The sequence below is a fragment of the Pseudomonas putida genome (genome assembly GCF_005080685.1).
In the GTDB taxonomy this organism is placed as follows: domain Bacteria; phylum Pseudomonadota; class Gammaproteobacteria; order Pseudomonadales; family Pseudomonadaceae; genus Aquipseudomonas; species Aquipseudomonas putida_V.
In genome coordinates, this window is sequence record NZ_CP039372.1 from 41826 (window position 1) to 59236 (window position 17411).

The window sequence follows — 17411 nt, forward strand, 5'->3', positions numbered from 1 at the left end:
GAAGCATTTCTGTGGACTTCCGGCTGGTAAGTGCATCATTACGTGAGTTGGACCGATTGATCCACGAGCAAGGTTTTCGTGAGGATTTGTACTACCGAATTAATGGCATGCGAGTGGTGATCGCACCGCTTCGCGAGCGTCAGGATATTCCCGAACTTATTAAGAAGTTGTTGCAGCAGCTCTCGCCAAACGAGCCCAAACAACTATCAAGCGAGGCTAGGCGCCGGTCCGCTCTCCTCTGCTGCAGCGCTGACTGTTGCTAGTAGCAACAGCACCAATCCTCCCCCTACCGAGATTGCTTGTTTCATTCCCTTCTCCTTCCGTGAGCGGTGATGCCAATTGGATCTAGAGATTTCTCTCTTTTGGCTGACAAGTCGTGCAACAAGATCTATTATAAGTACGTACGTACGTACTTTCAACATTCAAACGGGGCGGCTACCCCTCTCTAGGAGCAAGCGATGGAACTCAAAATCTCATGCGGCAATGTTTCCCAAGCACTGGCTGAGTTGAAGCCTGGTGAATCTCTGATCGTGCCGTGCAATGGCAAAACCACTCAATCAACTCAGTCGAGCATCGGGTCGATGCTCGCCCGCCGTCAGCTGGCCAGCGCGATGTACAGCCAGAGCAAAGCCCTGGTCGTACGGGACGAGCTGTCCCTTCCCATTCCGGTGATCATCGTTACCCGGCGTGCGGCAGAAATTGCCGGCGCAGCGTGAGGAGAAAATCATGAATACTCATCGTTGCGTTTTATTGCAGGGCGTTCAGAACATCAAGAATGCCTATGCACATCTGCTTCAGGCCCGCTCTGACCAGGCTTGCCAATCAAGCGCGTTGATCATGGTCGACGGAGTGGTCTGTACAGTCCCGCTGGGTCAAGGTCTCATTGACATCGACCGAGCAGAACCGGTGCAAGCAAAGGGCAAAGCCATCTGCCACAGCGTGGCCTGCCCTTTCATCATCCTTTAAGGGGAAGGCGCCCCTTTGGGCGCCTTGTACCTCGCCATTGGGTGTCTATTCAGTACGACCATCCCCGTCGGATGAACGTTAAACTCCAAGTAACTCGACTCGTAATCAGCCTTTGTAGCTCCGTCGAATACCGAGTCAGCCAACCACGCGGCCATAGCGGCTTGAATGGCGTGACGCCCCATGGCCTGCTCATCATTTTCTTCCATTGCTTTGACCAGTTCGCTGGCCCAGAACGGAACTGCACTCTGCGCAAAAGACTGTAACCGTCCGGCCAACTCACCTTCCTGACCCCGACGCCAAAGGCGATGGTGTCCACCTAATTTAAGTGGACACCATTTCTAGCCTTTTAAGCGGGTCTTTCCATGCAGTCACAACGCCGTTCCTATTCAAAATCCTTCAAGGCCCAAGTTGTCCAAGAGTGCGCCCAGCCCGGCGCATCGATTGCCAGCGTCGCGCAGAAGCACAGCCTTAACGCGAACCTCGTACATAAATGGATTAGGGTACTCACGAACAAAACCATGGCGCTGCAACCTGCTTTCATTCCAGTGCCCTTGCCGCTAGCCGGAGGACATTCGCAGGCAGCTTCATCAAGTATCTGCATTGAAATCCAGCACCCGCGTGGCACCGTCAAAGTGAACTGGCCGACCGAAAGCGCTGTCGCCTGTGCCACCTTTCTGCGAGACCTGTTGGAATGATTCGGGTCGATGCCATCTGGCTTGCCACCGAGCCTATGGACATGCGCGCCGGTACCGAGACCGCGCTGGCCAGGGTGATCGCGGTGTTCGGTGTGGCGAAGCCGCACTGCGCATACCTCTTCGCTAATCGCCGTGCCAACCGAATGAAAGTCTTGGTGCATGACGGTGTGGGCATTTGGCTGGCAGCGCGACGATTGAACCAAGGCAAGTTTCATTGGCCCGGCATCCGTCACGGATCGGAAGTCGAACTCGATAACGAGCAACTTCAAGCCTTGGTACTGGGTTTGCCGTGGCAGCGGGTCGGCGCAGGCAGCGCGATCACAGTGCTTTAGCCCCTGCCATTAGCCCATCGGTTTATCGCTGTTGACGACCTACTCTGACACAATCAGCGGCATGACTTCCTCGCCCAATCTCGACCAGATGACACCGGAACAGCTGCGCGGCTTGGCCGAACAGGCTATGCAGTTGCTGTCCCAGGTCGACTCCATGAGCCAGAAAATCCAACGCCTCGAAACGGTCAACGAGCAACTGGCTCATGAAATCGCCATCCTCAAGCGACACAAGTTCGCCAAGCGCAGCGAGCAACTGAGCCCCGACCAAGGCAGTCTGCTTGATGATCTGCTCGATACCGATATCGCAGCTATCGAAGCCGAGCTGAAGGCAGCCAATCCGCCGGCCGCACCGGCCGAGCCACGTCATAAGCCCAAGCGTGCACCACTGCCGCCGCAGTTTCCGCGAACCGTGATCCGTCACGAACCAGAGAATACTCAGTGCGTGTGCGGCTGCCAGCTTCAGCGAATCGGCGAAGACGTCAGCGAGAAGCTCGATTACACTCCGGGCGTGTTCACAGTTGAGCGGCATGTGCGTGGAAAATGGACGTGTCGTCAGTGTGAAACACTGATCCAGGCGCCTGTACCGGCCCAAGTGATCGACAAGGGCATCCCGACCGCAGGCCTGTTGGCCCACGTGATGGTGGCGAAGTTCGCCGACCATTTACCGCTGTACCGGCAGGAGAAGATTTTTGGTCGGGCCGGACTGCCCATCGCCCGTTCGACACTGGCGCAATGGATCGGACAGACCGGTGTGCAGCTCCAGCCTCTGGTCGATGCGCTGCGTGAGCATGTGTTGGCCCAGGGCGTGATCCACGCCGATGAGACCCCGGTTCAGATGCTCGCACCAGGCGAAAAGAAAACCCACCGCGCTTACGTGTGGGCCTATAGCACCACGCCTTTCTCGGCCCTAAAGGCCGTGGTCTACGACTTCAGCCCCAGCCGTGCCGGCGAACATGCGCGTAACTTCCTGGGCACGTGGAACGGTAAGCTGGTCTGCGATGACTTCGCCGGCTACAAGGCCAGCTTCGAGCTGGGCATCACCGAAATCGGCTGCATGGCCCATGCACGCCGCAAATTCTTCGACCTGCATGCAGCCAATAAAAGCCAGTTGGCGGAGCAGGCGCTTCACTCGATTGGCGGGTTGTATGAAGTCGAGCGACACGCCAAGGAAATGAGCGACGAAGCCCGCTGGCGATTACGTCAGGAAACAGCGGTGCCCATCGCTGAAAAACTGCATGAGTGGATGTTGGCCCAACGCGAACTTGTGCCCGAGGGTTCGGCCACGGCCAAGGCCCTGGATTACAGCCTTAAACGCTGGGTAGCGCTGACGCGCTACCTGGAAGATGGTGCTGTGCCCATCGACAATAACCAGATCGAGAATTTGATCCGGCCGTGGGCGCTTGGGCGCTCGAACTGGTTATTTGCCGGGTCGCTGCGCAGTGGAAAAAGGGCGGCGGCAATCATGAGCCTGATCCAGTCGGCGCGTATGAATGGGCACGATCCGTATGCCTATCTCAAGGATGTACTGATGCGGCTTCCGACACAGCGGGCGAGCGAAATCACGCAATTACTCCCGCAGCATTGGATGCTTGCCTGAGGCAGGCTAAGTGGACTTCGCCAAATAGTCAGCTCAAAGGCTGATTGGCATCAACAATTCGGAAGCGACTTTTCTCAGCATGTAGGTTTCGCGCAGAATTGATTGCCCCATCGAAGACTCGTGCCGCTGCATAACGGCTTCATTGTGCGTGATTGCTTCATGCAGGTTGATCCAGACAGGCCGCATACCATTAGCGATTTCGTGGCTTTCCATTCTCACGGGCTCTAGCTGGGGCGCTACTTCGCATTGATAAAAATGCGAGGTCATGTGCATCAGATCGTACTGTGGCTTCCAGTAGGACCGGTACTCCTCGATGTAACCGTAGTGCTGGAGCACCTGTATTTCACGGGCACCAGTCTCTTCCTCCAGCTCACGCTTCAGGCCTGTGACAATGTCCTCGTCAACATCAAGGCCGCCTCCAGGAAAGCTGAAGTCGTTATAGCGCTCGGTGAACAGCAACAGGATCTGCTCACCCCGCATCACGATGCCGCGTGCTGCATGTCGACGGAATACTCTGCCCTGCTTGGATTTCAGCTCGGGGTGAACAATTTCAGTTATGAGTTGCATGGGGCTCGTTACGGCAAGATCAGTTAGTCATCGTCCAGGGTGGCCACGGCATTTCCGCAGTTCTGGAAATACTGTGGCCAGTGGAACTGGCTCAGCGAAGCAGCAATACGGGTAAAGTGGATGTTCGCAGCATCGTCGTGGTCGTGCTACCTATCAGAAACTGCCTGATGCGTGAGTGCCCGTACGCCCCCATGACCAAGAGGTCAATGCCGTGCTCTGCCTGATACGCATGCAGTGTGGACTCTACTTCGCCTGGGCGGATCTCGGTATGCACCAGCGAGCCGGAAGAGGCAAGCGTGGTTCGTGCCTTCTCCAGCGCGTTCTGGTTGTCTTCAGAATCCGCTCCAACCATGACGATATGAATTGGCAGGCCTTCACACAGCGGGCTTGAAGCAAGCATCTGTACGGTCTTGTGGCATGTAGCACTGCCGTCAAATGCCACCATGACCGTTTCAGGTTTCCTGAAATGGCTGGTTGTAATCAGGATGGGGCGGTGGATAGTTCGGACTACCGCTTCAATCTGGCTGCCAAGACTTTGGGCACTGCGCGTGCTGTCCTCACCGACTCTTCCAATCACCAGTAACCGAATATCGTCTTGGAGATCGCTCAGGCTCTCGACGAGATGGCCATGGCGCTGCTTCATATCGGGTGACATGGCGCCAGAGTGGACTGTTCGCTCGCGAGCTTTTTCAAGCATGTGCTGCCCATGCTCCAAGGCCAGTTTTGCCCGCTGCGCATCCAGCGTGGCCAACTCTTCCAGTAGATGTTCTCTGCTACCGAGACCGATATTGCCGCTAAGATCAGCGGATGCAGGATACTTCTCCTTATCCAGCACATGAAGCAAGGTCAGGGGAGCGCTGAGTCGTTGCGAGGCCCATGCTGCGTAATCGCAGACCGCCAATGAGGATTGTGAGTTATCAATGCATGCCATTACGTGGGTCATTGTCGTTCTCCTTAGTGGCTCATGAGCTTGTCGATGGCGCCGGGCTTGTCATGCACGCCGAAGCGGTCAACGATTGTTGCGCTGGCTTCATTGAGACCGAGCACTTCAACCTCAGCTCCTTCGCGTCGGAACTTGATTACGACCTTATCCAGCGCTGCGACGGCGGTGATATCCCAGAAATGCGCCTGTGTGACATCGATGGTGACCTTGTTGAGCGCCTCCTTGAAGTCAAAAACCTCAGTGAACTTGTCCGCAGAGCTAAAGAACACCTGGCCCACGACGCGGTAAGTCCGATGCGATTTCGTCTCTTCAAGAGTGCTCTTGATATCCAGGTAGTGCCCGACCTTGTTTGCGAAGAACAGGGAGGCCAGCAGCACACCTACCAGTACGCCGTAAGCCAGATTGTGAGTGGCCACGACGACCACGACGGTCGCCACCATGACGAGGTTGGTCGACAGCGGATGCTCTTTCAGATTACGCAAGGAATCCCAGCTAAAGGTGCCGATGGACACCATGATCATTACAGCCACGAGTGCGGCCATAGGGATTTTGGAGAGCCATTCGCCAAGAAATACCACCATCAGCAGCAGGAAAACGCCGGCACACAATGTCGAGAGACGGGTGCGGCCGCCAGATTTCACGTTGATGATCGACTGGCCGATCATGGCGCAACCTGCCATACCGCCAAGCATGCCGGCAGCGATGTTGGCCACACCCTGGCCTTTGCACTCGCGGTTTTTGTTGCTGGTGGTATCCGTCAGGTCGTCGACGATGGTCGCGGTCATCATCGACTCCAGTAGGCCTACAACTGCCAGCGCTGCGGAGTAAGGAAAGATGATCCGCAGGGTTTCAAAGTTCAGCGGCACTTCAGGCCACAGAAAAATCGGCAGCGTGTCCGGCAGTTGGCCCATGTCACCGACGGTGCGGATATCCAAACCGAGGTAAATGGCGATGGCAGTCAGCGTCAGAATGCACACCAACGGAGAGGGAATCAGCTTGCCGATTTTCGGTACATACGGGAACAGGTAGATGATTCCCAGGCCCGCAGCGGTCATGGCATAGACATGCCAGGTGACATTGGTCAGCTCAGGCAATTGCGCCATAAAAATCAGAATCGCCAATGCGTTTACGAAGCCGGTGACTACCGAACGTGAAACAAAGCGCATCAACGAGCCAAGCTTCAGGTAGCCGGCAAGGATTTGAAGTACGCCACATAGTAGAGTCGCGGCCAGCAGGTACTGGAGTCCATGCTCTTTTACCAGCGTAACCATCAGCAGTGCCATGGCGCCTGTCGCCGCCGAGATCATTCCGGGGCGCCCGCCGACAAAGGCGATGACAGCACAGATACAGAAGGAGGCGTAGAGACCGACTTTGGGATCTACCCCGGCGATGATGGAAAAGGCGATGGCTTCCGGGATCAGCGCGAGTGCGACCACCAGCCCCGCGAGCACGTCGGCACGGACGTTGGAAAACCACGTTTGTCTAAGTTTTTGCAGCATATAAATATCCAAGGCAAAGCATCGCGCACGCCAAGGGAGTGGCGAGCGAATCGATACAAATTCAAATTTTGAGGATTTTTTGCTGTGTGCTTAAGGTGTAAAACCAGGCGTACAGCAGTGAGCACCCGCGAGCGAGGCTAGCGGAAGCAGGTTGTTGCGAGGGGGCGTAGCGCTAAGGCGGCGTAGGCTGCCAGTAGATCGTTTGGAGTACAGTCATGCTGATGTTCCTGTAGCTCAAGGGGTATGCGGAGCCGAAGTATACAATGAAGCCATCGTCGATTGCGACCCGCTGGCAGGCTCTGCATGACCTACGTCAGATACAGGCTTATTCAATGGGTATACCTGCGGGCAAGGCTTTGTTTTCCACCCGTTCTTGTCCGAGCTGGTCTGTGTGCTGAGGGGTGAGTTGGCCAGACGGTTACAAAAGACTTCCCTTTTTCCCGAATCATTTCGCGTTTTGACTCTGCAACAGCAACCAATCCGCTCAGATCTATTTCGGTTTGAAAGAGAGCGGTTTCTTGTTGTTCGGTGTTGAAAAACTTGAATTGTAGAATCACATGCTTGCTCCAAATGAACGAGAGGGCCGTAGCCCTCTCTGGATGGTTATGCTGGCCGTGGAGCCCTGGGCTTCGGCGCTGGAGGGGCTTCCTTCCAGTGAATGCCATGCTCGGCCTGCCGCTGTCTGATCAGCTCAGAATGCCTCATCACCCCCACTGTCTTGTCGATGCTCTTCCCAGCCTCCTCAAAGCTATGGAACACCCCATGAGGCTTGCGCTCACCATCCACTGGTTTGCCTGGGATTCCAGTGCTGTAAGGAATGTGCGTGGAGGTTCGTACCTGGAACACTTCGAACTTGTCGCCCGGGCCTTCGGTATTGTGGAAGACGTCGAGGCGTTTTCCGTGGACAAGCCGGCCAGGCTCCCCGCGTTCGTTGAGCTTTGAAGGCTCGGACGTATGATCGAATTCACGTGACTTGAAAATAGTGGTACCGGCGATGACGCGTTCCCGCAGACGTTCGTCGCCCTCTGCAGGCGCTGCGGGCAACTTTTCAACGTTGAACACCCGATTCAGGCCTTGATCGCGAAAGGGAGCTTCGGATTCGTGCCCTTGGTGCTGAGCCAGCTTGGCCACCAACTGACGCGCTATGTGCTGGCTTTCAATGTCCTTGGGCTGCGCCTCGATCGCGGCGATGACCTCTTTGTATTCGCTACCCGTCAGGCGATGCCGTTTTTGTTCAGCAATGTCCTGCAGGACGCCTTGCCATTCTTGAATCGAGCTCGCACTCATCGAAGTCTCCTTCCCTTGTAAAATCCCGGTCGAGGGCGACGTAGAGTGCGGCGGCACCCGGCATCCCTTTCGGTTTTGAATTTCTTCATCGCTTGGGCGATTGGCCTGGTCGAACGAAAACGATCCATCGTCGTAGCGTTCGAGGTAGCCCCATGTGCAGTCTTTGTCACTTTGCCCAGGTTTGGGCGGTTGAGCCCACCACGGTTCGCGAGTCACTAAATGCTTCATAGGCCACCTCCTTTGCTTTGGATCGTCACATGGTGAAGTTCGCCATAACCTGATTAGTTTGTTGGTCGACCAGGTCGATCGAGCCGCGCACGATCTGACCGACTGCGGTGTTGCCATCAGCTTCCGGGATGTACAGGTACAAGGTGCCTCGAAGGTCAAGGCTGCCTTTTGCCCGGGCTTCTTCGATGATCCGAGCCTGGGCAGAGTCATTGACTTGCAGGCTGCATGGGAACGCCGATGGCTTAACCTGCAGGTTCATTCCTTGAGCGTTGCGAACAGGATTCGCCCAGCAGTACTGCCCGTAGCTGGTGAGGGGGAACGAATGCGTATTGAAATCGTATGGACCGACAGAAACGTTCTGCATGCTCAACACGCTTGATACCCCAAACCCGGAGATCGGCAGCGAGTAGTAATCATTGGCAGCATAGGATTTCAGCGAGGCCTCGAATGCCGGCCACTGGGCTGACTCGATGTCCTTGCGCTTGAAGGCGTCGCTGGTGGCCAGGTAGTCGGCGGAGAGGTAGCCCATCTTGTCCTCCGTCGTGGCCCCAGGCGCCTTAGCAAGCACCAGGAACGTGAGTGGCTTGCCGTTGTTACTCGCCAAGTCCTGGTACTGGTTCAGCGGAACAGAAGTGTCGATCACTTGTGCAGGCTTTTCCGGTGCCGCGGGAGGCGTCTGTGCGTTCTGGCTCTGCTTGGGTGTGGATACTGGTGCAGGTGCTTCCTTGTCATTGCATCCAGTCAGGAGCCCCATCACAACACATGCTGCAGCAGTCATTTTTAGGTTCATAAAGCATCAATTCCGTTGAATTTTTTGGTCAGCCGAACAAAGTGTGCATATCCGACTTCCAGGCCCCGAACTGGTTCGCCTTGATGCGTACCCCGATTTCATGCAGGTTCGGAACACGAGTGACTAACTTAAACAGCAAGAGCGGGCTTTTATCGGGTACCAGCTCCCAGCTGGACACCTGATCAAAGTCAATCAAGGTCGCGCTGTTCAAGTTGACGTCTACGTACAAGGCCTTCTTTGCTGCGGCATCAAAGCCGACGTAGCGGTTGAACATCACCGAGACGACTTCATGGCTCGGGTTGAAGCCCGTCATCTTGGCCTTCTCGACCATGCGATCGAGGCGCGATTTGAAATAACGTGGAGCCACCGAGAACAGCAGGTAACCGAGCCCGAAATAGACCAGCGCGATGGCCATGATCCCCAGCGATACCTCTGTGTCCCTGGAAAAGTGGGCACAGGCGATCAGGAATACGGCAATCACTGGCAACAGACCGAGCCAATAAAAAGGACGAAGGACCCACCAGATAATGTTCATATCGACCCCCTCAAAAGTCCGTATGAGATACACAATACGGAATTAGGTTAGGTTCATTCTACCATGACCCATTGACAGGTCAATCCTCAATTGATAAGGGGCCCGAAGGCCCCCGATTTGATCATCCCTTGATCCCATCTCCTCCCTTGGTGCGTCTGTTGTCGCCCCAGCTCCCCCTCTGGGCGCCAAGTGCTCGAGGCGGCTACCGAAGATGTTCATCGCGTTGCGCATCCGCTCATTGTCCTCACGGCCCACCGATGCAGCGGCGTGACCACCGACCCAGTTAATGACCTGGTCGGGAACGATCAGGATCAGGTTGAAGCAGCTGTGGACCAAGGTCAAACACATGCTGCAGTAGATCGCCAAGTAGAAGATGATCGAGAACAATCCCGTCACAGAGTCGAACTGAGCATTGGCCAGGGCAATCCCGAAGCACTGGTTGAGCAACGTGCCTCCTGCGATCAGCGCGGCCCCGCCCAAGAAGAACCCGACGACCATCAGTGCAGGGCGGATCATCACGTTCAGCAGGAAAATATAGCCATGGGAGGTTTTGTGGCCCATGCCCTCCCCTTCGCTACCCAGATGCGTAAAGGCCCACAGTGGCGCCGCAATGATTGCTTCGCCAACCACTACCAGCCAGTTGACCGCGGCCCCAAACCAGATGATGAATGGAACCATGGGGAGATATGTCGAGAGCGTACCGCCCAGAATGAACATCGCCAGGACGAGGCCAATGATGAATGGTGATACACCTTCAAGCACGCCGCTCAAAGCATCTCCAACCGATGTCACGGCGTTTGCCACCTTGGCGAATACGCCGGCAACACTCCAGCCATCCTTGACCTTCTCGATGGCCTTCGCGGTCACATAGGCGCCCATGGCCGTTTCTGCCGCAACCATCGTGTAGTCGCCCAGGTTCTTCATCTTGATCAGGGGGTTGAGCTGACCCAGCCCTTCGCCGCCGGCATTCACGTCGATCAGGTAGTTCACGATTCGCTGGCCAGGCGCAGCGAACATACTCCCGATGATGTTGCCCGCATCCGCGCCTACGACGCCTTTGGAGTAGTCGCCGGTAGCACTGGTGCCTGCCGTAGGGGTGTAGGAGGTTGTTTCCTGCTGGGCCTTATAGGCCGCGTAGGCTTCGTCGTATACGGATACGACTGAGGGATCTCCGCTGGTCGACATACCGAACACAGTTGCTTTTGCGGCCATGGCGTCAGAAAGTTTGGTGTTCGCTTGAGCGAAAGTCTGATACCAGGCACCCAATACCCACCATCCCGATTTGCTGATGTTTGAGCTGAGTTCCTGAGCAAGTCGCTTGATGTCCCCTTGCTTAGTACCGGCGACCTTGTTCACCGAGTTTTCATAGGTCTGCGCTGCGATCTGGATGGCGTACTCGCTGTCGGGCAGAGCCGTTTTAGACCCACTGGCTCGTTGGACAGAGGCATTCACAAACGACTGGGCCGACTGGCTCAGGGACGCCTGCATAGCCTTCAGCGCATCCAGGTGCGCCTGCCTGATATCGGCTACATCGATCGTGCCGCTGATAATGTTCGTGGAGGCCGGCTGTGCTGTGAGGTCGCCACTGATGTCCGCTCCACCACAGACAAAGCTGTTGTTTTTGAGGATGAACCCTTTGTTAGTAGCGGTCTGTTGAATGTAGCCGCCCGGAATGACCAGGCCACCGCTCGCTTGGGCTTGAGCGATGCCGGCATTGATACCGTGCAAGCAAAGGTTGGCTTCATACACACTGTGCGCCAGAGCGGCAGTTGAGGGCATTACTGGCTGCACGACCATCGATTGGCCATCTTCAAAACTGGAGATCGCAGCATCGACGCCGAGGTTGGCCACACCAACCCCCATTACTGACGCCGACCACAGCATCAACAGCTGCGAGAGCGACCAACCGTTGGCAGTAGGGACCAGCGACACGACACCCCACACAAGTCGCACAGGTCCCCACGACGAGGACTGCTGACGGTCGAAGATCGATCCATCGTGGGCAGTGCGCGTCAGCTTGCGGAATACGATATAGCAGGCCCACATCGCACCCACGACAAGCAATGCGCTGTTAAACACCTGGAAGATATTCGCGAGGATGGTGTCGCCACTTCCGCCGGCCGAGGCCAACGGGTTGTTCACGACCTGGCCATAGATGGAGACAAGCGCTTCACGCGATTTATCGCCGCTGCGCTTGGCCGCTTCCGAGATTTCGCCCAGTGTGGTGCTGTCAGCCCAAGCCAAGGTGCTGCAGAGCATGGCAGCAATCACGGCAAATGCTTTGTGCTGAATTCTCATGGCCGGCCTCCTTTCCCGTGGCCGTATTCAGGATCGAGCAGCTGCCGGAACCAGTTCCGGTTCTCCCGAATGAAGTCCTTCAAGCCACCTTTTTCCTCCTTTGAAAGGCGCTGCGTCTTGAGCTGCCATAGCCGCAGCTGGGCGCTCAGAGCCATTGCGAAGAGTAGAGGCATTGCCGTGGCGATCGAGAGCAAGCCCTGGACCACCCCTTTCGACGAGTCGAAATGGACTCCAAGCAAAATGCCGAGCACTGCGAAGAGTCCCAAGACCAAGGCTGCCAGCTGGCAGGCGCGCTTGCGGGACAGAAAGTAGCGATAGAGCTCAGGAATGGACATGGCTCCAGGCTTGCGATTTTTCATCGCCTCGCTGAATGACAGCTGCTCACTATCTGCCTTTTCACGGCGGTCGCGCAGTGTTTCCTTTGCTTCGGCCGACAATTGCCGAATGACCTCTAAATGCTCCTTGGACCTGGAGACTTCGTTTTTGGCCAGTCGATAAGTCTGACGCATGGCCCAGAACGGAATCACTAGGTGGAGCCCGATGGACAGCCCCCGACGGACCTTGGAAGACTGCAGCTTTTCTTCACTCATCAGTTGGCCCCCCCCATACGACCGTTAACAGCCCGGTATTTTTCACCCAAGACAGGCTCGAATTCCTGCCGTGCAGAGCTGGCCAGGTTCAGACCGTTGATGATGTTCCCGCGGGTCACATCGTTGCGCAGTTCGAGTAGCAACCAGTTGGTCTGCGTTTGGACGCGGATCTGCTCACGCACCAGGTTATCGCCTGTCATGTTCTGCAGATCAGCTTGGTACTCTGTGTTTGCGTAGCGACGCCCCACCTCGAAATACTCGAATTCGCGGGCCGACATGGTTCCCGTGCGCTTAGCTTCTGCCGAGGCAATCTTTTGGTAGTAAGACTCAGCCGATTTTGAGGACCGTGCTTCTTTAAGCAGATCTTTAGTTGAGTCCAGTGGTTGGCTTGCGGCGATCATTTGATCTTGAGGATCCGTCGCAGCGGAGATGATCGAGTTGTACTGGTTCATCAGGCCGATGTACTGGACACCAGCGTCAGATTCGGCCTGCCCCTTCTTGAGCTGGGGAGCCACTGAACGCCGCGCGGAGTTCTGCGTGTACATCCTGGCTGCGTCGGTTTGCGCCTGAGTAAAGGTGAGGTCCTGGTCCTTGCCATCCTTGCCGGCGCCGATAGTCAACGAGTCGAGGCGTTTGTCGGCCCCGGGCATGGTAGTCGAAACGGCTGGGCAAGCTGTTGCTCCACCATATGCAGCGTAATCATCGGTATCGCAGTAGTCAGCATGAATGCTTGCCGAGCGCATGGCATCGATCGAGGGCGGCTGGGCTGGAGCAGTAAGAGCCTGGTTGATTTTGGTGCTGGCAGCTTTCCCCCCTCCACCTGTGCGGATAGAGGCTTTTACTGCGGCAACCCCCGCCCTGACTTCATTGAAACCGCCCGAACCGGATTCGCTGCAGATCGAGTTGGGCACGTAGTAGTTCTGGCGGGCATTCTCGTAGCGACGGCTACGCTCCTGATTCGCGTCAAACTCCCGTTGAACCCGAGCAGCAGTTTCAATGGTATTGGCAACCTTGCTTGCGCCTTGGGTAGTCGCGGTACCCACCTGGTAAAGCAGCTGGCTAACCGACAGGTTCATGGCGCTCACTGAGGCTGTTGTAGCGGCGATCGCCCCGGTCAACGTGACAGTTGAGGTTCCGATCGCGCCTACAACGCAGCCGTCGCAAAGTGCGTAAGCGGGAGTTGAAGCTGCGGAGCCGATCAGGAGAGCTACGGCCAGAGGAGTAATGCGGAATATGGTCTTCATGCGTGTTCTCCCCGGTGGCTTTGTTCGGCGTAGTACTCGGTTACCAGATCCTCTGCCAATTTCTTCACGACGCTCACCTTGGCGTTGGAGGTAGACGCGTACTCGAGTGCCTCAATGTGAGTCTTGGCAGAACCCATAGGGAACCGCTTGGCGAGGACCTGGCGAGCAGCCATAGGACCGATCCGGTTGTACAACTCTTTTCGTAGCGCCATATCCTGCTGGGTGGTAGACATTGCCCAGAGTTCAAGCGGACCAGTTGTATTGGTCAAAATTTGGGTGATCGTGCCTTGGTTCGTCTTGAATAGGGCCAGCATATTTGCGCCATTGCGCCCAGGACCTATGCACTGCAGGTGCAGCTGCTGGATCGTTTCGTGAGAAACCTTGAAGGTTTCGCGCAGCACGTTTTCGTCATCCACATTTCCGCCGCGCAACACATAGACCGATGTGGCCGCGTTGAGCAGGGCCTGGGGAAAGTCTCGCAGATACTGTGAAATCACCATGATTCGGATACCCCACTTCCGGCCTTCACGACCGTCCTTCTTCAGCGTTTCCACTGGGGTATCCATGCCTTCGGTGTTGTGCCATTCGTCATAGGCTATGGTCTTCTGCTGCGAAGCCACATCTTCGGCACGCTTCAGGTGGTAGTCGAGGTACAGCGGCGGAGATACAAGGCGGATGTCTTCCTCGCGCAGGAAATAGTTCTTAGCCCCTAGGTGGCGGGCAAACATGTACATGCAGGAGGTTCTGATCGAGCCCTCTGGTGTTTTCGATCCAATTACGTCGTTGAGGTCCACCGAAATGACTCGTGTCGTCGAGTCAACTTCAAATCGTGTACGGCCGGAAAAGACCGCGTACGTCGTCGATGCTAAGGTGAAGCAACGCCCCATGTACTTCAGGAGTGACTCGCCGCCGCTGGCCATCTTGATATCTCCGAATGTCTGACGCACGCCTTCGTTGTTCAGCATCGCAGTGAAGTCGGGCAGTACAGGGGCCGCTTGGCGGTGAGCGTAGGTTGCTTCACGCACATAACCGGCAGCGAACAGCATGTCAGTCACTTCGTACCAGGTTGCAGCACTCCACCATTTCTCATCATGCTCAGCGCTGATCCCCGACTCGGCTAGCACCTTGTCCACCGCAGGCACTACATCAGGTTCATACAGATTGGCGCCTCGACCCGCTTTGTCGTCATACACAAGGGTCATCAGCATTTCGTTGACCGCGGCACAGTCGGAAGGCGTGCGGGCTTTAGCCCCGCCTTGACCATCACTGGCGACGCTGGCACAGAGCAAATTCAAGAAGTCGACGCAATATTCGCGTTCTCGGCGAGTGGGTTGACGCGCCCCAAGCTGAGGATCAAAAGGATTCGATGCGAAGTCGCGATTGTTCTGCAGCCTGATGTACGCCGCTTCGGACTTCCGATGATCTGGAAGCGAATCCTGGATCATTTGAATCAGACCTGAGGAGGATGGGCCAACATCCGCAATCGTTAGCAGAGGGAGCTGGGTCGCACCTGGACGATGCAACGTTGCGTTGTGCATGCAGTTCGCAGCGACCGACTTACCCGAGCCTGGGATGCCTGAGACAAGTTCGATCCAGGTGTCTTGGATCGAGCTGCCTAGCCCAATCGGATAAATCTTTCCATCCGGAGTCCGAGTGATCCACGAACCGTTATCTGGCCACGGGGTCGCAGGCCGCTGCAAAGGCAACATTTTCATGGCCTCTTTCAACGGTGGCAGAAGACGGTTAGCGGTGTTTTTTGTCGTGAAGCCTGGGATCGAGGATGCGAGAGCGGCCATGGGGTCGCCATGTGTTTTCTGTACTTGGCAGGTGCCCCAAGACTGGATTGCCTTCTCCAGGCGGGAAAGCCTGGTTTCGAGATCTGTCTTGGTATTGCTCCAGCAAGAGGCCATGACCTTCATCGACATGACGGCCTGATCTTTCGAAATTGCCTCTAAGTCTTTGAAAGAATCGCGGATCGCCCTGTTGTCTGGCAACACGCCGACAAAACCGACCATCAATTTGCGCGCACGCATCATTGAAAGCCCGCCCGGCGAGATATCGAAACGAATGCGCCACGGATCCTTTTTACCAACGGCGTCAAAAAGTTTTGAGAAGTGAACGACGTCTTGCGGGCCAAGCTCCATCGCAAGCGATCCATGCCACAGGCTGTCAGTCTTGACGTAGTTACCAACTGGCTCAACGTCGTTGCTGCAGACTTGATAGCAGAGGCGCGGGGGTACGAGTTCCGAATAGTCTTTGGCGTCGGTCGAGCCGCGAAGCATGAAACGGTCGCCGACGATTTGGGGCCGGAACTTCTGTGAAGTGCCTTCCCGATTCAACATGATCCTGATGCGCTTGATCGCCTCGTGGGCGCTCAATGGCTTCATCATGATCCCTTTCTTGCCCTCAACCCCACACGAGATGAAGTCGTCCATGAGCCGATCAATCATCGTGTCATGACGGTACTTGAGAGCAGCCAGGGCAAATGCGGGATTTTGCCCATAGGTGAGCCGCGGAAGCTTGTGCTTCGAGGCACTTTTAGCCAGTTCGCCGAGTTCGCGATCCTGTTCTTCCTTGCTCAAGGACGTGAGGTGCGTGTAGACGACCAGCAGGTTTTGCTCCCAGGCGCAATGCGGAGCGTTTCGCTTCACTCGATCAAGAATGATGTCCTCGCTTTTGAGGCCGATTCGTCGGGCGGTATTCAACAAGGGTTCGGCGAGGCGCATAAGCTCATCGGTAGCACGCTCAGGATCACGCTCGAAGCTGAACGTCAGGCTATGGCCCTTTTCACGCATATATCCGGTCATGCGGATGCGCAGGGACTCCAGCATCTCTGAAAACTCAGCTTCAGAAAGCATCTGGTACGTGCCCTGCAGATCGAATACTGTCAGCAGCGAGTAGTCACTGTTGACCAAGGTGTAGGGATCCTTCAGATCCGGGGATTTCTCGATATCAGCATCGGTCAGCCCCACAGCAGTGGCCAGTTCGCAGTAACTGGTCATGTCCTTGTGAATGAAGTGTTTTGCGAGGTACTCCAAGGTACCTTCCAGTGCGTCTACGCACTTATCGAGAAGTCCCATGCTGCCTCCTTAGCTCGGCGCGTTCATCACATCGTGATGTACTTGGGCCCACGTAGAAGTGGGAGCTGCGCCATACGCATCCTGTGCCCAACCCTTAACGACCTGGCTGAACTGAGCGGGATTGAAAATGACGCTCAACCCTTGGAAAACGAGGGAGTTAACATCGGCGTCAACCTTGCCGAGGCGAGTCATCGCCTCAGCGAAAATTTTGGGCGAGTGAGTGCCCCAGGCCTTTTCGGTGTATTCCCGATGGGAAGCCATCCAGTTGAGGATTTTCTTCGCGTCCGCCTTCGTTTGTTCGTCCCCGGTTTCCAAGGCGATCATGGTGGCTCGCTGCAGATGATTCGCATCCTGGGGAGACAAGCCCGGGAGGTAGGCGATGAAGGCTTGGCCGTCGTCGATTTCACCCAGGTGCTGCCACCCATGACACAGCGGATCTACAAGCCGGAGATTTTCCGGCCGCAGATCCTGATGGTTATGGTTAATGTTGTGAACATGACCGGCACGAGCGCGTACACCGCAGAAATAGCACTGCCCCTGCGCCTGACGGGTAATGGTCGCCCGCATTTCGGCCGTCAGTTGCTCCGGGTTGGGCTCGATCGCATTTGGAGTGGCATCCCCCCAAACCCGCGCTTTCGTGGCCATGGCCATCAGCGGAAGAACGGGTTTCTCGAAGTTTTGGCCAAGCCCCGATACCGGTACTGTCTGATCCTGTTTCACGTCGCTCATGCAGTCTCCAAGGCAGCCATGTTTCAGGCTG

17 protein-coding genes are annotated in these 17411 nt (G+C 56.1%); 6 read left to right on the top strand and 11 right to left on the bottom strand.

The window, feature by feature from the left end:
• Positions 1 to 5 precede the first annotated feature (5 nt).
• The 6 genes from E6B08_RS31650 to tnpC all read left to right on the top strand — a co-directional run bounded on the left by E6B08_RS31650 (position 6) and on the right by tnpC (position 3590).
• A complete protein-coding gene (locus E6B08_RS31650; RefSeq protein WP_323370650.1) occupies positions 6 to 263 on the top strand; it encodes a sigma 54-interacting transcriptional regulator in 258 nt (85 codons plus the stop codon).
• 195 nt (positions 264 to 458) lie between these two features.
• Positions 459 to 716 (top strand): hypothetical protein, encoded by a 258-nt coding sequence (locus E6B08_RS30345; RefSeq protein ID WP_009682452.1) that lies wholly within the window; start codon positions 459 to 461, stop codon positions 714 to 716.
• Positions 717 to 726: 10 nt separating this feature from the next.
• Positions 727 to 966, top strand: a complete 240-nt coding sequence (locus E6B08_RS30350; protein ID WP_009682451.1) for a hypothetical protein — start codon at positions 727 to 729, stop codon at positions 964 to 966.
• 362 nt (positions 967 to 1328) lie between these two features.
• Positions 1329 to 1661 carry an IS66-like element accessory protein TnpA gene (tnpA, locus tag E6B08_RS30355; protein WP_009684096.1) on the top strand — a complete coding sequence of 111 codons (333 nt, stop codon included), beginning with the start codon at positions 1329 to 1331 and terminating at the stop codon, positions 1659 to 1661.
• Entirely contained in the window at positions 1658 to 1993 is a 336-nt protein-coding gene (tnpB, locus tag E6B08_RS30360) for an IS66 family insertion sequence element accessory protein TnpB (RefSeq protein ID WP_136917516.1), read from the top strand. Before tnpA ends, tnpB begins: the two co-directional genes overlap by 4 nt.
• Positions 1994 to 2054: 61 nt before the next feature.
• Positions 2055 to 3590, top strand: a complete 1536-nt coding sequence (tnpC, locus tag E6B08_RS30365; RefSeq protein WP_009684098.1) for an IS66 family transposase — start codon at positions 2055 to 2057, stop codon at positions 3588 to 3590.
• Between the two features lie 33 nt (positions 3591 to 3623).
• Here tnpC and E6B08_RS30370 read toward each other — a convergent pair whose 3' ends face one another.
• The 11 genes from E6B08_RS30370 to E6B08_RS30430 all read right to left on the bottom strand — a co-directional run bounded on the left by E6B08_RS30370 (position 3624) and on the right by E6B08_RS30430 (position 17380).
• On the bottom strand, positions 3624 to 4157 hold the full coding sequence (locus E6B08_RS30370) for an NUDIX hydrolase (RefSeq protein ID WP_024947944.1): 534 nt from the start codon (positions 4155 to 4157) through the stop codon (positions 3624 to 3626).
• A gap of 91 nt (positions 4158 to 4248) precedes the next feature.
• Entirely contained in the window at positions 4249 to 5100 is an 852-nt protein-coding gene (locus tag E6B08_RS30375) for a universal stress protein (protein ID WP_024947943.1), read from the bottom strand.
• 11 nt (positions 5101 to 5111) lie between these two features.
• On the bottom strand, positions 5112 to 6599 hold the full coding sequence (locus tag E6B08_RS30380; RefSeq protein WP_024947942.1) for a SulP family inorganic anion transporter: 1488 nt from the start codon (positions 6597 to 6599) through the stop codon (positions 5112 to 5114).
• A gap of 603 nt (positions 6600 to 7202) precedes the next feature.
• Positions 7203 to 8114: a hypothetical protein gene (locus E6B08_RS30390; protein ID WP_172828426.1), complete on the bottom strand. Its 912-nt coding sequence runs from the start codon at positions 8112 to 8114 to the stop codon at positions 7203 to 7205.
• A gap of 25 nt (positions 8115 to 8139) precedes the next feature.
• Entirely contained in the window at positions 8140 to 8904 is a 765-nt protein-coding gene (locus E6B08_RS30400; RefSeq protein ID WP_031325694.1) for a hypothetical protein, read from the bottom strand.
• Between the two features lie 28 nt (positions 8905 to 8932).
• Complete coding sequence (locus tag E6B08_RS30405; RefSeq protein ID WP_009682447.1) at positions 8933 to 9439, bottom strand: hypothetical protein; 507 nt, start codon at positions 9437 to 9439, stop codon at positions 8933 to 8935.
• Between the two features lie 42 nt (positions 9440 to 9481).
• Positions 9482 to 11737: a DotA/TraY family protein gene (locus tag E6B08_RS30410; RefSeq protein WP_136917517.1), complete on the bottom strand. Its 2256-nt coding sequence runs from the start codon at positions 11735 to 11737 to the stop codon at positions 9482 to 9484.
• Positions 11734 to 12327: a hypothetical protein gene (locus tag E6B08_RS30415; RefSeq protein ID WP_009682444.1), complete on the bottom strand. Its 594-nt coding sequence runs from the start codon at positions 12325 to 12327 to the stop codon at positions 11734 to 11736. The genes E6B08_RS30410 and E6B08_RS30415 overlap by 4 nt, the downstream gene beginning before the upstream one ends.
• Entirely contained in the window at positions 12327 to 13571 is a 1245-nt protein-coding gene (gene traW / locus E6B08_RS30420) for a conjugal transfer protein TraW (RefSeq protein ID WP_023662981.1), read from the bottom strand. The genes E6B08_RS30415 and traW overlap by 1 nt, the downstream gene beginning before the upstream one ends.
• Complete coding sequence (locus E6B08_RS30425; protein ID WP_047338284.1) at positions 13568 to 16651, bottom strand: conjugal transfer protein TraU; 3084 nt, start codon at positions 16649 to 16651, stop codon at positions 13568 to 13570. Before E6B08_RS30425 ends, traW begins: the two co-directional genes overlap by 4 nt.
• Before the next feature lie 9 nt (positions 16652 to 16660).
• Positions 16661 to 17380, bottom strand: a complete 720-nt coding sequence (locus E6B08_RS30430; RefSeq protein WP_033690307.1) for an HNH endonuclease — start codon at positions 17378 to 17380, stop codon at positions 16661 to 16663.
• Between the last annotated feature and the right edge of the window lie 31 nt (positions 17381 to 17411).